Annotated in this window: 18 protein-coding genes and 1 pseudogene; 11 read left to right on the forward strand and 8 right to left on the reverse strand. The window is 71.1% G+C overall.

Annotation, left to right across the window (positions count from 1 at the left end; translation table 11 throughout):
• Window positions 1-38 precede the first annotated feature (38 nt).
• The 6 genes and pseudogenes from ACOOHC_RS11815 to ACOOHC_RS11840 all read left to right on the forward strand — a co-directional run bounded on the left by ACOOHC_RS11815 (window position 39) and on the right by ACOOHC_RS11840 (window position 3,461).
• Window positions 39-467 (forward strand): hypothetical protein, encoded by a 429-nt coding sequence (locus tag ACOOHC_RS11815; protein ID WP_420450605.1) that lies wholly within the window; start codon window positions 39-41, stop codon window positions 465-467.
• Window positions 464-889 carry a MaoC family dehydratase gene (locus ACOOHC_RS11820; protein ID WP_420450606.1) on the forward strand — a complete coding sequence of 142 codons (426 nt, stop codon included), beginning with the start codon at window positions 464-466 and terminating at the stop codon, window positions 887-889. Before ACOOHC_RS11815 ends, ACOOHC_RS11820 begins: the two co-directional genes overlap by 4 nt.
• The gene (locus tag ACOOHC_RS11825) at window positions 889-1,071 is read left to right on the forward strand and encodes a hypothetical protein (RefSeq protein ID WP_420450607.1); all 183 of its coding nucleotides are present in this window, start codon (window positions 889-891) and stop codon (window positions 1,069-1,071) included. The genes ACOOHC_RS11820 and ACOOHC_RS11825 overlap by 1 nt, the downstream gene beginning before the upstream one ends.
• Before the next feature lie 174 nt (window positions 1,072-1,245).
• A complete protein-coding gene (locus ACOOHC_RS11830) occupies window positions 1,246-1,368 on the forward strand; it encodes a hypothetical protein (protein ID WP_420450608.1) in 123 nt (40 codons plus the stop codon).
• A gap of 61 nt (window positions 1,369-1,429) precedes the next feature.
• Window positions 1,430-2,215 carry a peroxide stress protein YaaA gene (gene yaaA, locus ACOOHC_RS11835; protein WP_420450609.1) on the forward strand — a complete coding sequence of 262 codons (786 nt, stop codon included), beginning with the start codon at window positions 1,430-1,432 and terminating at the stop codon, window positions 2,213-2,215.
• A gap of 109 nt (window positions 2,216-2,324) precedes the next feature.
• A pseudogene (locus ACOOHC_RS11840) lies at window positions 2,325-3,461 on the forward strand (CynX/NimT family MFS transporter).
• A gap of 146 nt (window positions 3,462-3,607) precedes the next feature.
• Here the strand turns inward: ACOOHC_RS11840 and ACOOHC_RS11845 are convergent.
• The 3 genes from ACOOHC_RS11845 to ACOOHC_RS11855 all read right to left on the reverse strand — a co-directional run bounded on the left by ACOOHC_RS11845 (window position 3,608) and on the right by ACOOHC_RS11855 (window position 6,279).
• On the reverse strand, window positions 3,608-4,285 hold the full coding sequence (locus tag ACOOHC_RS11845; protein ID WP_420450610.1) for a hypothetical protein: 678 nt from the start codon (window positions 4,283-4,285) through the stop codon (window positions 3,608-3,610).
• Between the two features lie 278 nt (window positions 4,286-4,563).
• Window positions 4,564-5,718, reverse strand: a complete 1,155-nt coding sequence (locus ACOOHC_RS11850) for an alpha/beta hydrolase (RefSeq protein WP_420450611.1) — start codon at window positions 5,716-5,718, stop codon at window positions 4,564-4,566.
• 213 nt (window positions 5,719-5,931) lie between these two features.
• On the reverse strand, window positions 5,932-6,279 hold the full coding sequence (locus tag ACOOHC_RS11855; RefSeq protein ID WP_420450612.1) for a hypothetical protein: 348 nt from the start codon (window positions 6,277-6,279) through the stop codon (window positions 5,932-5,934).
• A 64-nt stretch (window positions 6,280-6,343) separates the two neighbouring features.
• Between ACOOHC_RS11855 and ACOOHC_RS11860 the strand changes: the two genes are divergently transcribed.
• From ACOOHC_RS11860 to ppa, 3 genes are all read left to right on the forward strand, one after another.
• Window positions 6,344-7,291, forward strand: coding sequence for an alpha/beta hydrolase (locus ACOOHC_RS11860; protein WP_420450613.1), 948 nt, complete (start codon window positions 6,344-6,346; stop codon window positions 7,289-7,291).
• Window positions 7,292-7,355: 64 nt separating this feature from the next.
• Window positions 7,356-8,690, forward strand: a complete 1,335-nt coding sequence (locus tag ACOOHC_RS11865; RefSeq protein WP_420450614.1) for an acyl-CoA dehydrogenase family protein — start codon at window positions 7,356-7,358, stop codon at window positions 8,688-8,690.
• 53 nt (window positions 8,691-8,743) lie between these two features.
• Window positions 8,744-9,271 (forward strand): inorganic diphosphatase, encoded by a 528-nt coding sequence (gene ppa, locus ACOOHC_RS11870; RefSeq protein ID WP_420450615.1) that lies wholly within the window; start codon window positions 8,744-8,746, stop codon window positions 9,269-9,271.
• Here the strand turns inward: ppa and ACOOHC_RS11875 are convergent.
• On the reverse strand, window positions 9,260-10,522 hold the full coding sequence (locus ACOOHC_RS11875; RefSeq protein ID WP_420450616.1) for a PP2C family protein-serine/threonine phosphatase: 1,263 nt from the start codon (window positions 10,520-10,522) through the stop codon (window positions 9,260-9,262). The genes ppa and ACOOHC_RS11875 overlap by 12 nt on opposite strands.
• 74 nt (window positions 10,523-10,596) lie before the next feature.
• Window positions 10,597-11,445: a 3-methyl-2-oxobutanoate hydroxymethyltransferase gene (gene panB / locus ACOOHC_RS11880; RefSeq protein WP_420450617.1), complete on the reverse strand. Its 849-nt coding sequence runs from the start codon at window positions 11,443-11,445 to the stop codon at window positions 10,597-10,599.
• A 203-nt stretch (window positions 11,446-11,648) separates the two neighbouring features.
• Between panB and ACOOHC_RS11885 the strand changes: the two genes are divergently transcribed.
• Window positions 11,649-12,935: a L,D-transpeptidase family protein gene (locus ACOOHC_RS11885; protein WP_420450618.1), complete on the forward strand. Its 1,287-nt coding sequence runs from the start codon at window positions 11,649-11,651 to the stop codon at window positions 12,933-12,935.
• Window positions 12,936-12,997: 62 nt separating this feature from the next.
• Here ACOOHC_RS11885 and ACOOHC_RS11890 read toward each other — a convergent pair whose 3' ends face one another.
• Window positions 12,998-13,450, reverse strand: a complete 453-nt coding sequence (locus tag ACOOHC_RS11890) for a nuclear transport factor 2 family protein (RefSeq protein ID WP_420450619.1) — start codon at window positions 13,448-13,450, stop codon at window positions 12,998-13,000.
• Window positions 13,451-13,484: 34 nt separating this feature from the next.
• Window positions 13,485-14,264, reverse strand: a complete 780-nt coding sequence (locus tag ACOOHC_RS11895) for an SDR family NAD(P)-dependent oxidoreductase (protein WP_420450620.1) — start codon at window positions 14,262-14,264, stop codon at window positions 13,485-13,487.
• 59 nt (window positions 14,265-14,323) lie between these two features.
• Here ACOOHC_RS11895 and ACOOHC_RS11900 point away from each other — a divergent pair, with 59 nt between their 5' ends.
• Window positions 14,324-14,797, forward strand: coding sequence for an SRPBCC family protein (locus ACOOHC_RS11900; RefSeq protein WP_420450621.1), 474 nt, complete (start codon window positions 14,324-14,326; stop codon window positions 14,795-14,797).
• Between the two features lie 75 nt (window positions 14,798-14,872).
• On the opposite strand, the gene ACOOHC_RS11905 is transcribed toward ACOOHC_RS11900, so the two are convergent.
• Window positions 14,873-16,018, reverse strand: coding sequence for an acyl-CoA dehydrogenase family protein (locus tag ACOOHC_RS11905; RefSeq protein ID WP_420450622.1), 1,146 nt, complete (start codon window positions 16,016-16,018; stop codon window positions 14,873-14,875).
• Between the last annotated feature and the right edge of the window lie 80 nt (window positions 16,019-16,098).

Below are 16,098 nucleotides of genomic sequence, written 5' to 3' on the forward strand. Positions count from 1 at the left end.
GTCCCTCCGATGGGACGCTCGGCCCGGGGCATCGGGAGGTGACCGAGGACGAGGCGCTCGCGCTCGTCGGGCACCGCTTCCCCAGCAGCACGCGGGTGATCGAGCACTGGGAGAGCTTCCTGCTCACCGACTGCACCGGGCACGCCCAGCTCCCCGACGGCCAGGTGCACCCGGTCGCGCTGTTCCACGTCCCGATCCAGGGCGCCGGCACCTCGATCGCCGAGCTGTTCGCGCTCGGCGGCGTCGACGGCGCCGGCTCGGTCGGGCTCGACGGCTACGACTGGGAGTACCACGGCGTTCTGCGCGAAGGCGTCGAGTACCGCTTCGACGGCGGGGTGATCGAGGTGGAGCGCCTCGTCGACGATCGAGGACGCACGTACGACCGCTTCGTCTTCTCGATCGAGATCACCGACCCCGACGGCGCGCCCGCGGCGCGCATCACCGACCACTGGCGGCTGCGGCGGTGACGGTCGAGGTCGGCAGCGTGATCCCGCCGTGGGCGATGCCCGACGTCAGCCCGGAGCGGATGAAGACGATGGCGGCGATCCTGCGCGACCCGTACCCGGTGCACTGGGACCGCGACGCCGTGGAGGCGATCGGGCTCGGTCACCGGGTGATCAACCAGGGCCCGCTCAACCTGTCGTACATCGTCAACATGCTGATGGCGTGGCAGGGCCCCGGCTGCGTGCGTCGTCTGCGGGTGTCGTTCGGGCCCCCGGTGCTCGACCACGACGCGGTCACGGCGACGGGGACCGTCACCGCGATCGACGACGTCGACGGGGAGCGCCGGGCCACGTGCGAGGTTCGCCTCGAGCGCGACGGCGAGCCCGTCGTCACCGGGACCGCGGTGGTACGTTGCGGCGACGGAGCGACACCGGAGGTCGGTTGATGGCAGAGATCCAACTCCCCGAGGGCGCCGAGCCCGAGCGCACGCGGATGTGGCAGCTCGTCCCCGACATCGGCGCCGCGGCGAGCCGCTTCAGCACCGCGATGTACGCCGGCGACCTGTCCACCCGCGAGCGTGAGCTCGCGCGGATGCGCATCGCCGAGATCAACGCCTGCCCCATCTGACTGGACACCCGCGCTGCGTCGGAGACGCAGCCCACGGTCACCGAGGACGAGTACGCGGCCGTCGCCGACTACGCCGACATCGACACCTTCAGCGAGCGCGAGCGCCTGGCGGTCGAGTTCGCCGAGCGCTTCGCCCTCGCCCACACCGACATCGAGCCGGCCTTCCTGGCCCGGATGCGCGACCACTTCTCGAGCGCCGAGATCGTCGAGCTGAGCGCGACGGTCGGGTTCTGCATCGGCATCGGCCGGGTCTACACCGTGCTCGACATCGCCGACGAGTGCCCGATCGTCCACTGAACCCACCGGGGGGCGCCGACCGCGACGTGCCGAACGGCGACGACACGATAGAACCGGTCTCATGTTGATCGTCGTGTCTCCCGCCAAGGCGCTGGACTTCGAATCGGAGCTGCCGACCGACAAGCGGAGCCAGCCGCTGATGCTCGAACGCTCCGCCGAGCTGGTCGAGATCATGGCCCGCAAGTCACCCGACGACCTCGCGGAGATGATGTCGATCTCGGCGTCGCTCGCCGAGTTGAACCACGAGCGCTTCCAGGACTGGACGACGCCGTTCACCCCCGACAACTCCCGGCCGGCGGTCCTGGCCTTCGACGGTGACACCTACACCGGTCTCGATGCGCGCTCCGCCTTCGACGAGCGCGACTTCACCCACTCCCAGAAGGTGCTCCGGATCCTCTCCGGGCTCCACGGGGTGCTGCGGCCCCTCGACCTGATCCAGCCGTACCGACTGGAGATGGGCTCGACGCTGCGCCACGACGGCGGCGACGACCTCTACTCGTTCTGGGGCGACGCGGTCACCGACCGGCTGAACGACGACCTCGCCGGTTCCCCCGGTGCCAAGGTCCTCGTCAACCTCGCGTCCAACGAGTACTTCTCGGTCGTGCGGACCGACCGCTTCGACGGGCGAGTGATCGCGCCTCGCTTCCTCGACGCCAAGGGCGACGGCGAGCCGAAGGTCGTCAGCTTCTTCGCGAAGCAGGCGCGCGGCGCGATGGCCGGGTGGATGGTGCGCGAGCGGATCACCACCATCTCGGCGCTGCCGACCTTCGACGGTCTCGGCTACCGCTTCGACGAGAGCCGGTCCACACCGGACCAGCCCGTCTTCGCCCGACGCGACGGCGGCTGATGTCCGACGGCCGCCGGCTGGGCGCCTCGATCGGGTCGCTCCCCCGGTGAGCGACGCACCCCTGGCCCCGACGGGGCGCGATCGTGCGGTCGTCGTGGTGACCCTGGTGATGGCCGCGACCTGCGTCGCCCAGGCCTTCGGTCGCTTCACCTGGGGGGTCGTGCTCCCCGATGCGCGCGACGACCTGCTCGGCGGATCGAACGCGCTCGCCGGTCTGTTCGCGACGCTCAACGTCACCGCCTACCTGCTCGGCACGCTGATGGTGTCGTGGGCGTCGTCGCGCCTCTCGCTCGTCGGCCTCGTGCGCATCGGGGTGTGCACCTCGACGCTCGCGCTCGGGCTCGCGTCGATCGCGCCGTCGGGCCCCGTGCTGGCCGCGGCGCTCGTGCTGATGGGAGTCGGTGGCGCGATCATCTGGATCCCGGCGCCGGCGCTCTCGGCGCGTGCCCTCCCCCCGGAGCGAGCCGGGACCGCGGTCGGCCTGGTCGGCACCGGCATCGGGATCGGCGTGGTGTTCGCCGGCCAGATGTCGCGGGTGCTCGAGGGGCGGTCGGGCGGCGACGGCGAGGTCTGGCAGACGCTGTACCGCATCGAGTTCGCGATCGCCCTCGTCGTGGCGGTCGCCACGTTCGTCCTGCTGCGGTCGCGAGGCGACCACCCGTCGACCGCCGGCCTCGGAGGCCTGGCGGCGGTCCGCACGATCGAGGCCTGGGTGCCGGCGCTCGTCGCCTACGCGTCGTTCGGGTTCGCGTAGATCCTGGTGATCGGGTTCCTCGTCGCCCGCCTCGAGGACGACAGCGGGTTCTCCTCCGGCGAGGCGTCGACGATGTTCTCCCTCGTCGGTGTCGCGACCATCGTCGGCGGCCTCCTCCTCGGCGCGCTCTCCGACCGGATCGGACGCCGCGTCACCGTCACCGCGGCGTTCGTGCTCTTCGCCGGCTGCTCGCTGCTGCTGCTCACCGGCACCCAGCCCTGGGTCGCGATCGCCGCGGTCGGGACCGGGCTGATGTTCTCGGGGATGCCCTCGCTGATCATCGCCCACATCGTCGACCACACGACCGTCGACACCTACGGACCGGCGTTCAGCGCCGCGACCCTGGCGTTCGGCGTCGCCCAGATGGTGTCGCCGCAGATCGGGGGCTGGATGGCCGACCGCCTCGGGTCGTTCACCTGGGTGTTCGTCCTGTCGGCGGCGGTCTCGATGGTCGGAGCGGCGGCGGTCAGCCGACTCCCGGCGTCACGCTGAGCGCAGCGCTTCGGCCTGCCGGGATGGTCGCGTGGCCATCTCTCGGCGCCGTCGGTCCGAGGCCGGGGGTGGCCTCGGACGCGCCGGTGCCCGGCCCCGAGGGGCCGGGCACCGGCGAGCACGTGTCGGATCGAGCCGACGCCCCGTCAGTTCAGCGTGCAGCTGTCGTCGACGCGCTCGCCGTCGAAGTCGATGTCGGGGTGAGCAGCGCTCAGCAGATCACCGACCGCGTTGAACGCACGCCCCTTGTAGATCTGCGGGTTCTGCAGCACCTCGAGCAGCGTCGGGTCGCCCTTCACCGACGGCGAATCGATCACGTCGCCGTACTTCGTGTCGGTGGCGTACCCGGTGGCGGCCCACGAGTCGAGGTGGTGGGGCTGGCGCCAGTATCCGGGCGAGCACCACTCACCGCCGTCGGAAGGGGGCGGCACGTCGCAGTCGGCCGGCTGGGACACCGTGCCCCCGGTCTCGACCAGACGAGACTCCTGAACGCCGTCGATCACCTCGTACCAGTAGATGACGAGGTCCTCCGTCGCGGTCAGCTGCGACGCGTCGTAGGTGGCGGTGCGCGACGCCGTCTGCTCGGGATCGAGGATCCCTGCGGGGGCGTAGCCCTCCGGCGTGATGACCCTCCACGGTGCTTCCGGGTAGTTGACGGTGTCGGCGCCGACGGTCCACGTGACCTGCCACGAGCCGTCTTCGAGACAGGTCGGGGCGCCGTCGATGTCGGGGTAGTAGGCCGACGCCGTCCCTACGGGGGTCAGCTGGGTGACGGCGACCACGGCCGCCATCGCGCACGTGGCGCTGATGAATCGCTTGAGCATGGGATCTCCTCCTGCGGGCGACGACGAGACGGTGGTCGACCGACCGAGGTCCGGTCACGTGACCGGATCCGATGCCATCTCCACCGATCCGATGGCCTCCGGCATCCCCGTGCGCAGCGACCGCCCGGCTCGCTGCGTGCTCGACAGTACGACGATCACGACGAGAAGGCCAGAGCTTTCTTACGGAACGTGAGCTTCTTGACCGAGATCGACCCAGTTCTCACTCCGAGTGTCCATCGTCGCGCACATCCGAGCGGTTCTATGTCCTCTTCGTACGGTCACACCACGACGGCGGCGCGCACGTCGAGGTGCTCGGCGAGGGCGCCGCGCACGAAGCTGCGCACGTCGGGCTCCCACGGGAACGACAGGTGGCTCCCGTCGTACCAGCAGATCGACGGCTCGTCCCAGTGCTGCCAGAGCGCCTTGACGTTGCCCGGTCGCACCCAGCGATCGACGAGGCCGCCGAAGATGTACCTCTTCTCCCACGGCACGACGGGATCCATGTGCAGCGGGGACACGACCCGGTTCAAGCGGGTCAGCGAGCGCCAGCTGAGGCCCCACTGCTCGTAGAAGGGGGGGAGGAACCGGTCGACGTTGCGACGCTGGCCGCGCACCAGGTCGGGCTCGGGGACCCCGGCGATGACGCACGCCAGGTCGTCCTCGAAGCAGGTGAGCAGTGACGTGAAGTAGCCCCCGAGCGAGATCCCCGACATGCCGACCGCGGTCGGCTCCTGCGTCGAGTCGATCCACGACTTGAGCCGACGGATGTCCCAGATGCCCTGGGCGGCGGTGTGCACCGTGTTCATCGCGCCGCCCGACAGCACCCGGTCGCCCGAGCGGTCCTCGGCGCGGGGCCCGTGGAGCGGGCTGACGGGGAACGCGAGGTTGAGGCCGTACTCGTGGTGGAGGCGGCGAGCCCCGAACGTGGTGAAGTCGACCGCCGGGGTGCCGGTGCGGTACCCGTTGACGCAGATCAGCCACGGCCGCGGCCCGCCCGGGTGGCGCAGGACCCAGGCGTGCGCCTCGCGGTTGTCCTCGTAGCCCAGCCAGCGGTCTCGCCCGGGCTCCTCGGGGTGCGGCTCGTACCCGCTGCGGACCACCAGGTGCTCGTAGTCGAGGCCGAGCGCGGAGCGCCGGGCGAGGCGCGGGCGTCGCAGCTCCGGGGGGTCGCGGTGGTACGACATGGGGTCGGCCGTCCACCCCTTGTCGTCGAAGAGGTCGACACCCTCGCCGAGCTCGTCGCGCAACCGGCGCCGGAACACGCTGGTGGGCAGCCGCATCCGGGTGATCGCCGCCTCGTTCTGCAGGGTGGCTTCGTCGATCAGCCACTTCGCCGCCAGGCCCGGGGTCCAGCTGACGGGTGGCAGATCTCGCTCCCGATGGCCGCGCAGCCAGTCCGTGGTCTGCTCGGCCATCTCGCCGATGATGTTCATGGTGGGTTCTTCCTCGCGCCGTCCGCTCCGTCGCGTCCGGGCGTCGGGCGTGCAGCGCCCGGGTATGTGGGGGTGGGGGTCAGGGTCGGCCAGCAGCGGTGGCGCGCCGACGAGCGGCTCCGTGCGGGAGCCGCTCGCTCGACCTCGAGTCGGACGTCATCGAGCCCGACGTCATCGGACCGGACGACGCCCGGCTCCGAGTGGTCGCGTCGGTCAGGTGCGCGGGGTCGTCGACGGCGGGGTGGTCGTCGACGCCGTCGGAGGGGGCGTCGTCGGCGAGGTGGACGAGGTGGACGACGTCGTGGACGAGGCGGCCGACTTCTTCATTTTGTCGCTCGCGCCGTCGCCGGCCTCGTTGATCTTGTCCTGGGCGGCATCGGACGCATCGGACGCCACCTGCTGGGCGTTGTCCTTCACCGTCTGGGTCACGTTCGAGTTCTTGACCTTGGCGCCGGCCTTGTCGATCTGCGCCTCGAGCTTGCGGCGCTGCTCCGCCGACATGTTGTTGACGACGTATCCGCCCGCAGCGGCACCGACGATGAGTCCAAGTAGAAGTTTCACGAGAGGAGCTGTACCCGGACGTCGCGGATCCATGCACGCACCCGTCAGATGCCATCATCGGCCGATGCCGCTCGATGCCGATGTCGCCGAGGTGCTCGCCGAGATGAGGGCGCTCGATGTCGCCCCGCTCCGCGCCGGAACGCCGCAGCAGGCCCGCCGGGGCTACGACCGCGCTCCCAAGCCGCCCCCCGAGCCGGTCGCCCGCGTGGTCGACGCGACGGTCGCCGGGCCGGCGGGCGACGTGGCGATCCGGGCCTACGCGCCGAGCGACGGCGACGATCTCGGGGTCGTGGCGTTCTTCCACGGCGGCGGGTGGGTGCTGTCGGGGATCGACGGCCACGACAGCCTGGCCCGCCGGTTCGCGCTGCGCAGCGGAGCCCTCGTCGTCTCCGTCGAGTACCGACTCGCCCCGGAGCACCCCTTCCCCGCCGCCCACGACGACTGCTGGGCGGTGACCGAGTGGCTCGCCGATCACGCGCACGAGCTCGGCGGCGACGGGCCGCGCCTCGCCGTCGCCGGCGACAGCGCCGGCGGCAACCTCGCCGCCGGGGTGGCGCTGCGAGCTCGCGACGCCGGCCTCGACCTGGCGCTGCAGTGCCTCGTGTACCCCTGCCTCGACGACGACGCCACCCGGCCGTCGATGGTCGACCACGGCGAGGGCTCGTTCCTCACCGCTGCCGACATGTCCTGGTTCTGGTCGCGCTACGTCCCCGACGAGCACCGTCACGATCCCCGCGCGGTACCGATGCGTGCGCCCGATCTGGCGGGGCTCGCTCCGGCGCTGGTGCAGACCGCCGAGTACGACCCCCTGCGCGACGAGGGCGAGGAGTACGCCCGACGGCTGAGGGAGGCGGGGGTCGAGGTCACGGCGACCCGCTACGACGGCGTCGTCCACGGCTTCGCCAGCCGCTGGACGACGATGTCGCGCGCCGAGCTCGCCCACGACGAGGCGGGCGACGCCCTGCGACGGGCGCTGCGGCGCTCCGAGCTCGGCGGATCCGCCGTCGGCTGACGACGCCGAGCCCGCGAGGCGCTCCGGCTCTCCCGGTGCGGGGCGCTTCGGTGAGACTGCGGCGATGGCATGGGATTTCGAGACCGAACCGGAGTTCGAGGCGAAGCTCGCGTGGATGCGCGAGTTCGTGCGCGAGGAGATCTTCCCGCTCGAGACGCTCGCCCCCGAGTTCCGCCGCCCCGAGGGCCGCGAGGTCTACGCCCGGGTGACCGAGCCGCTCAAGCAGCAGGTGAGGGACCAGGGTCTGTGGGCCTCCCACCTCCCCCCGGAGCTCGGTGGAGGCGGCTTCGGCCAGGTGAAGCTGGGCTTGATGCACGAGATCCTCGGTCAGTCCCCCCTGGCGCCGCGCATCTTCGGCAACAACGCACCCGACTCGGGCAACGCGGAGCTGCTGTCGCTCGGCGGCACCGAGGAGCAGAAGCGACGCTGGATGGATCCGCTGCTCGCGCAGGAGATCTCGTCGTGCTTCTCGATGACCGAACCGGGCGCCGGCGCGGATCCGACCCTGCTCACCACCCAGGCGGTGCGCGACGGCGACGAGTGGGTGATCAACGGCCACAAGTGGTTCTCGTCCAACGCCTCGGTCGCTGACATCCTCATCGCGATGGTCAAGACGAACCTCGACGAGGACGCCTCCCCGTACAGCGCGTTCTCGATGATCGTGATCCCCACCGACGCCCCCGGGGTGAACATCCTGCGTGACGTCCCCACGATGGACCACCCCGACCACGTCACCGGCGAGCCCGGCGGCCACGCCGAGATCCTGTACGAGGACGTGCGGGTCCCGTTCGACCACCTCGTCGGCGGCGAGGAGGGGATCGGCCAGGGGTTCGCCCTCGCGCAGAAGCGCCTCGGCCCCGGCCGGATCCACCACGCGATGCGCTGGCTGGGTCAGTCCCAGCGCGCCTTCGACCTGCTCTGCGAGCGAGCGCTCACCCGCTACACGAAGGGATCGATCCTCGCCGACAAGCAGATGATCCAGGACTGGATCGCGCAGTCGTACGCCGACCGCGAGGCGGCTCGCCTGCTCACCCTCCAGGCGGCGTGGAAGATGGACCGCCTGCACGAGGCGGGAGGCACCTACAGCGACGCCCGCCTCGAGATCGCCGTGATCAAGTTCTGGGGCGCCAAGGTCCTCCACGACGTCATCGACCGGGCCATCCAGATCCACGGCTCGCTGGGGGTGACCACCGACCTCCCGCTGGAGGCGATGTACCGCTCGGCGCGCGCGGCGCGCATCTACGACGGCCCCGACGAGGTGCACAAGGTGACGGTGGCACGTCAGGTGCTCAAGCGCTACCGGCCGGCCGATCCGTCCACGCAGCACGTCCCGACGCGGCGCGAGGACGCCCTCGCCCGCTACGCCGACTACCTCGACGAGCTCGCCGTCAACGCCTGAGCGGCCACGCCGCCGCCGACGCTCGGGCCGCCTCGTGGGTCTACGGTGACGCGATGCGCATCGACATGATCCCGATCGGCGAGGACCCGCCCCACGACGTGAACGTCGTCATCGAGGTCCCCGTCGGCGGCGAGCCGATCAAGTACGAGCTGGACAAGGCGTCGGGGACGCTGTTCGTCGACCGCTTCCTCTACACCCCGATGCGCTACCCCGGCAACTACGGGTTCGTCCCCCACACCCTGTCGGAGGACGGGGACGCGATCGACGTCCTGGTGTGCAACACGCGCGAGCTGATCCCGGGAGCGGTGATCAACTGCCGCCCGATCGGGGTGCTGGTGATGGAGGACGACAAGGGCCAGGACGAGAAGGTGCTCGCCGTGCCGAACCGGCACGTGAGCCGTCGCTACGACAAGGTCGAGGACTACACCGACCTCCCGACGATCACCCTCGAGCAGGTCCAGCACTTCTTCGAGCACTACAAGGACCTCGAACCCGACAAGTGGGTGAAGATCAGCCACTGGGGTGACGCCGCCGAGGCGCGGCAGATGATCGATGCGGCGATCGAGCGCTCAGACGACTGAGTCGCGCGACCAGGACACGACGGCGATGTCGTCGTGCTGCTCGTGGGCGGGGCACGCCCGGTCGATGAGCTCGTCGAGGTCGGAGGCGTCGCGACTCGCGTCGGCGATGCGCGCGAGGCCCACGTCGACCTCCTCCCCCCTCCGCTCGGCGAGACCGTCGGTGAAGAACAGCAGCCCGTCGCCCTCGAACAGCTCGATCTCGTGGACGGCGTCCTTCTCGCACCGCCCCACGCCGAGCGGCGGCGACCCGCCCTCGTCGAGGACGCGGGCGTGGCGGCCGGTCACGATCGGGGGCAGCGCGCCCGCCCGTGCCCACGTCACCGCCGATCCGTCGGCCGGGAAGTGGGCGACGAGCAGCGCGGCGCACAGGCACCCCGGCAGGTCGGCGCACGACTCCGACATCCGGTTGATGATCTGCGACGGCGACTGCGAGCGGCCGGTGAACACCGCACGAGCCGCGGCGCGCAGCTGGGCGGCGGCGTGGGTCGAACCGACCCCGTGCCCGACGGCGTCACCGAGGATCAGGTCGACCGAGCCGTCCGCTCGACGGTAGGTGTCGTAGAAGTCCCCGCCGACCGCCTCGGCCTCGTGGACGGCCCGGTAGCGCGCCTCGAGGTGCCCGACCGGCGGCTGGTCGAGCTGCGTCGGCAGGAGGCGCGACTGCAGGTCGCCGAGCAGCGCGCTGTAGTCGACGCTGGTCGACACCGCGTCGCCCACCACCCGCGCCAGCGCCTCGAGGATCTTGACGGCTCGGCGATCCCACGTCCGACGGCGGTCATCGATCGCGCAGAAGCTGCCGAGCACGTGACCCTCCGCGTCGCGGATCGGGACCCCGCAGTAGGCCTCGACCGAGAGGTCGCGACGGGCGGGGTGGCCGGCCAGCGAGCCGTCCGCGGCCAGGTCGTCGATCACCAGCGCGTCGCCGGAATCCACGACGATCCGGCACAGCGACTGCGACAACGGGGTCGAGCGCTCCGACGCGACGGGCTCCGAGAGGCCGCTCTCGGACACGAACCACTGCCGTTCGTCGTCGACCATCGAGATCAGCGCGACGGGAGCGCCGATCAGCGACGACGCGAGCTCGGTGAGGCGATCGAACTGGTGGGTGACGCCGCTGCGGATGAGCCCGGTGCGCTCGAGCGCCTCGAGGCGCTCCGCCGAGGACACGCCGACCGTCGACGCGCGCGGTCGCGGCGCACCACCATCGCCCCGATCGGCCCGTTCGGCCTCCCCGGACACTCCCACGACCATCCCGGCGAGCGTACCGGCGCCGACCCGCCCGGCTCGCCCGGGAGAACCCCGTCGCGGCGGAGCGGCCGCCTCGGCTACTCGCCGTACTCGTGCTCGGGGGCGGGGTAGACGCCGTGGTCGACGTCGTCGCGGAACGCCTTCGCCGCCTCGAGCAGGGTGTCGCCGATCTGCGCGTACTGCTGGACGAAGCGCGGGATCCTCCCGCGGGTGAAGCCGGCCCAGTCGGACCAGACGAGGAGCTGGCCGTCGCAGGCGGGGCCGGCGCCGACGGAGATCGTCGGGATCGTCAGCATCTCGGTGATCTCGCCGGCGATCGCGGAGGGGACCATCTCGAGCACGACGGCGAACGCGCCGGCCTCCTCCACCGCCCGGGCATCCGCCACGAGCTGCTCCGCCCCCTCGCCACGGCCCTGGATGATGTGGCCACCGAGGCCGTGCTCGGACTGGGGGGTGAAACCGATGTGGGCCATCACCGGGATCCCGGCGCGCACGACGCGTCGGATCTGCTTCGCGCTGCGCACCCCGCCCTCGCACTTGACCGCGTGCGCGCCGGTCTCCTTCATGAACCGCAGCGCCGTGCGCAGCGCCTCGTCGGGTCCGTTCTCGTAGGAGCCGAAGGGCATGTCGGCGACGACCAGCGCCCGGCTGGCCCCGCGCACCACCGCCGCCACGAGCGGGATCAGCTCGTCCACGGTGACCGGCAACGTCGTGTCGTAGCCGAACACCGTGTTGCCCGCCGAGTCGCCGACGAGGAGGAAGTCGATGCCGGCCTCGTCGAAGATCGACGCGGACAGGAAGTCGTAGCTGGTGAGGCCGGTGATCTTGATCCCCCGCTCCTTGGCCCGCTGGAAGTGGCGGATCCGCACCCGCTTCAGAGCGGGGTCGCTGGTTCCGCCGCCGTACGGTCGTGCCTCGTCGCTCATGCGCGCCACCGTAGCCACGCCGACCCGTTCGCTCACGTGGCCGGCGCCCACCCGACCGCTCACCGCGACCGAGCACCACGACCACGGCTGCCCCGTGCGGGCGATGCAGGTGCCGTGCGGTGCCGATGTCGGGCGGTGACGGAAGGGGAAAACACCCCCGGACCCGACGCTCGCTTCGCCGCCGCGGTCGCTACGGTCGAAGGGTGACCTCTCGGCGGACCCTCTGCGCGCTGCTCGCATCGCTGACCGCCCTCGCCGCCTGCAGCCAGACGACGCAGAGCTCCGGCGGGGCGGTCCCGATCCCCGGGGTGGACGGCTCGCCCGTCGCCACCGATCCCGTCACCGCGACGGCGGATCCCGTGGCCGCGGAGGCGGACGACACCACCGCGGACACCGCGAGCACGGGCGACGAGACGCCCGACGCCGGGACGGCCGCTCCCGATCCGACGACGCGGACCGACACGGATCCGGAGACGACCGCCGAGACGACCACGACCGAAGCGGCCGCGACGTCGACGACGGAGGCGACCACCACGACCACGACGGCCCCCGAACCGGAGGTGTTCGCCCCCGACTGCGTCATCGAGGTCGAGGCCGGCGACTCGCTCGGCGTGATCGTCGACGGCTTCGAGGACGACACGTTGTCGGTGTCGACCCTGATCGGCGAGAACGGGCTCGACAGCGACGTCATCTACCCCGGACAGATGCTCGACATCTGCGTCGACAACGGCCTCGACGACGTCACCGGCGTCGAGCGCACCGAGCGCAACCCGGCGATCGTGGCCGAGGAGACCAAGATCGCGATCCGCGCGCAGCAGGAGAAGCTGAACGAGCTGTTCGACGGGTACGGCATGCGCGAGCTCCTCGTCGACGGGATCTCCGGCCCGGTCACGCGCCAGCGCCTGTGCGCGGCCCGCGTCGGTCTGCGCCTCCCGGTCACGCTCACCGACATGGAGCCGGGGAGCGACGAGGAGGCGGCGATGATGGAGGCGGACGCGATCCAGGTGCCCTTCGTCTCGGCGATCACCGAGCCCCGGTGGATGCTGATCGACCGGACCTGCCAGATCATGTTCGCCGGCAGCGGGCCGACGCAGCTCGACTTCGTGTTCCCGGTGTCCACCGGCGAGCAGGAGTTCCGCACGCGCGACCAGGACAGGTCACGGGCGTTCCGCTACGACCCCGCGCTCGACAACGACGGGTGGCACGACAGCTCCGACTACCCGGTGCCGGCGGACAACCCGCTGAACGGCAACATGTACAAGCCGCTCTACTTCGACCGCGGACAGGCGATCCACGGAGCGAACAACGTGCCGACCACCCCGCAGAGCAAGGGGTGCGTGCGGATGCGACCGGAGAACCAGGACGCCCTGGTCGCCTGGCTCGGCCTCGCCGACGCAGCGGGACCGACCAACGACTCGGGCAGGATCGGTGCCGTGGTCAACGTCCAGGGCGCCTACCCGTTCGAGACCCTCGACGAGGCCGAGGCGTAGTCCGGGGTCGGGACCGACGCGTCGTCGGAGACCGAGGCGCCCAGGTCTCGGATCGGCCTCGCTCAGCCCGAGAGGCGCTCGAGCATCGCCTTCATCTGGCCGTGCACGAGGTCGATCGCCTGCAGCGGTCGGATCATCACCTTCATCTCGGTGATCGCCCCGTCGTCGTCGCAGGTCAGGATGTCGACGCCGTTGACGTACTTGCCGTCGATGCTTGTCTCGAACTCGAGCATCGCATGGTGGCCCTGCGCGATCTCCTTGATGTACCGGAACGCTCCGGAGCCCGCATCGGATCCGTCGCCCGAGGACCCGTCGCCGTCGTCGCCGCCCAGCGTCCCCCCGGCGGCGGTGAGGTACAGCTTGGTGATCTCACGCCCCTCCTGGGGGGTGAACACGATCGGCGAGAGGAAGGTGACGTCGGGGTGCAGGATCGCGTCCAGGCCGCCGTCGAGCTCGCCGCGCAGGTGCTGGTGCCACCGCTGCAGGCAGCCGTGGATCGGTCCGTCGTCGCTCATCTCACGATCCTCGCGCACGGCGGCGACCAGCGGTTCAGCGAGCGCTCTGGCCGTCGTCCACCTTGATCACGGTGCCCGTGACGGCGTCCGACGCCGGAGAGCACAGGTAGAGCAGCGTGGAGTCGAGCTGAGCTGGGTCACCGAGCCGCTTGCGCGGCATGGAGTCGGTGAAGTCACCCATCCGCTCCATCATCCCGTCCATCATCTCGGAGTGGAACGCGCCCGGTGCGATGCCGTTGACGTTGATGTGGAACCGCGACCACTCGACGGCGAGCACCTCGCTCATCCGGGCGATCCCCGCCTTGGTCACCGAGTAGAGCGCCGCCCCGTGGCCGTCGTACTGGGTCGCCGAGATGCTCGCGATGTTCACCTGCCGGCCCGGTCGCTTCGCCTCGATCAGCCGCCGCGCCACCTCGCACGACAGCACGAACGGACCGCGCAGGTTCGTGTCGAACACCCGGTCGATGAGCTCGACCGACATCTTGTGCGCCCGTTGCGCGTCGGGGATGCCCGCGTTGTTCACCAGGATGGTCACCGTCCCGAACGCCGCCTCGGCCTGGTCGAGCCCGCCGAGGATGCTCGCGGTGTCCGTCATGTCCATCTCGACGCCGACCGCGGCCCCGCCGTCGGCCTCGATCGTCGCGACGAGATCGTCGAGTCGCTCGCGGCGCCGCCCCGTGGCGATCACCTTCGCCCCGCTCGCCGCCAGCACCCGCGCGAAGCGGTGGCCGAGACCGGACGTGGCGCCGGTGACGAGCGCCACCTCGCCGTCGAGGTCGTGGGAGGTGTTGGGCAGCGGCAGCTCGTCGGGCACACCCGGAACGTAGGGAGCTGCCTCGCCGTCGGGCGAGGCGGACGACCTAGCGTGGGTCGATGCCCCACCACCGACTCGTACGGCCGGACTGGATCGACTCGGCACCGACCCTCGTCGAGCACTCGGTCGTGATCGACGCACCGCCGTCCGACGTCTGGGCGCACGTCGTCGACCACCGGTCGTGGCCCGAGTGGTTCACCGACCTCGGAGCCGTCGAGCCCCACCGCGACACCTCCGTCGGCGGCGGGCGACGGGTGACGGTGTCGGGGATCACCCTCGACGAGGAGTTCACCGCCGTCGACGTCGACGAGCACTTCGCGTTCTCCGTCGTGCGCTCCCCCGTCCCGATCCTCGCCGCGCTCGGCGAGTCGGTGCGCCTGGAGCCCGTCGGAGACGGGTGCCGCGTCACCTACCGCCAGGGGGTGGAGGGGCGCGCCGGGTTCGGGTGGCTGACGGACCGCGCCTGGCGACGAGCCGCCCGGTCGCTGCCGATCGCGCTCGAGAACCTCCGGGCGCGGGTGGAGCTCACCTGACCACCCGAGCCCGCCTGCGACCACCCGAGCCCGACTGCGATCACCCGACGACGGCTCCTCGGCCCGTCACGGCTCTCAGCCGAGGACCTCCTTGGAGATGATCGTCTTCATGATCTCCGACGTCCCGCCGTAGATCTTGCACACGCGGGCATCCGCGTAGGCCGGACCGATCGGGTACTCCGTGGTGTAGCCGTACCCCCCGAAGAGCTGGAGGCACCGGTCCGTCACGCGCAGCTGCAGCTCGCTCCCCCACAGCTTGGCCTTCGCCGCGTCGGCCGCCGAGAGCTCGCCCGCGTTCAGGCGCATCACGCACCGGTCGATGAACGGCTGGGTGACGTCGACCTCGGTGGCCACGTCGGCCAGCTCGAACTTGGTGTTCTGGAACGACGCGAGCGGCTTGCCGAACGCCGTGCGCTCCTTGACGTACTCGACGGTCCAGTCGATCGCGGCGCGCGCGACGGCGACCCCGAACAGCCCGAGCGACAGTCGCTCCTGGGCGAGGTTGGAGGTGAGGTACTCGAAGCCCCTCCCGACCTCGCCCAGGACGTTGCTCGCGGGGACGCGCACGTCGTCGAAGAACAGCTCGGCGGTGTCGGCGGAGTGCTGGCCGATCTTGTCGAGGTTGCGACCCCGCTCGAAGCCGTCCATCCCACGCTCGACGACGAGCAGCGACATCGCCCCGGCGCCGTCGTCGGCGTCGCCGGTCCGGCACGCGACGATGACGAGGTCGGAGTTGATCCCGTTGGTGATGAACGTCTTCGCCCCGTTGACGACCCACTCGTCGCCGTCGGCCCTCGCCGTGGTCGCGATGGCCTGGAGGTCGGATCCGGTGCCCGGCTCGGTCATCGCGATCGCGGTGATCAGCTCACCCGATGCGATCCCCGGCAGCCAGCGCTCCCGCTGCTCGTCGGTGCAGTACTCGATGAAGTACGGGGTCGTGATGTCGTTGTGCAGCATCATCCCCATCCCGCCGCCGCCGATCCCGGCGCGGGCGATCTCCTCGTTGAGCACGGCGTTGAACCGGAAGTCGCGACTCCCGCCGCCTCCGAACTCCTCGGGGATCGCCATCCCGAGGAACCCGTGCTCGCCGGCCGCGACGTACACCGAGCGGTCCATGATCCCGTCCCGCTCCCAGCGCTCGACGTGGGGCGACATCTCCGCCTCGACGAACGAGCGGAAGCTGTCGCGGAACAGCTCGTGGTCCGAGTCGTAGATCGTCATCCGCCCAGCTTGGCGCGCCCGGGACACCGGTGCCAACGCGCTCGCCGTGACCAGCCGGTCGGTCGGTCGGTGGGTAGCGT

The sequence above is a fragment of the Ilumatobacter sp. genome (assembly GCF_965215205.1).
GTDB lineage: Bacteria > Actinomycetota > Acidimicrobiia > Acidimicrobiales > Ilumatobacteraceae > Ilumatobacter_A.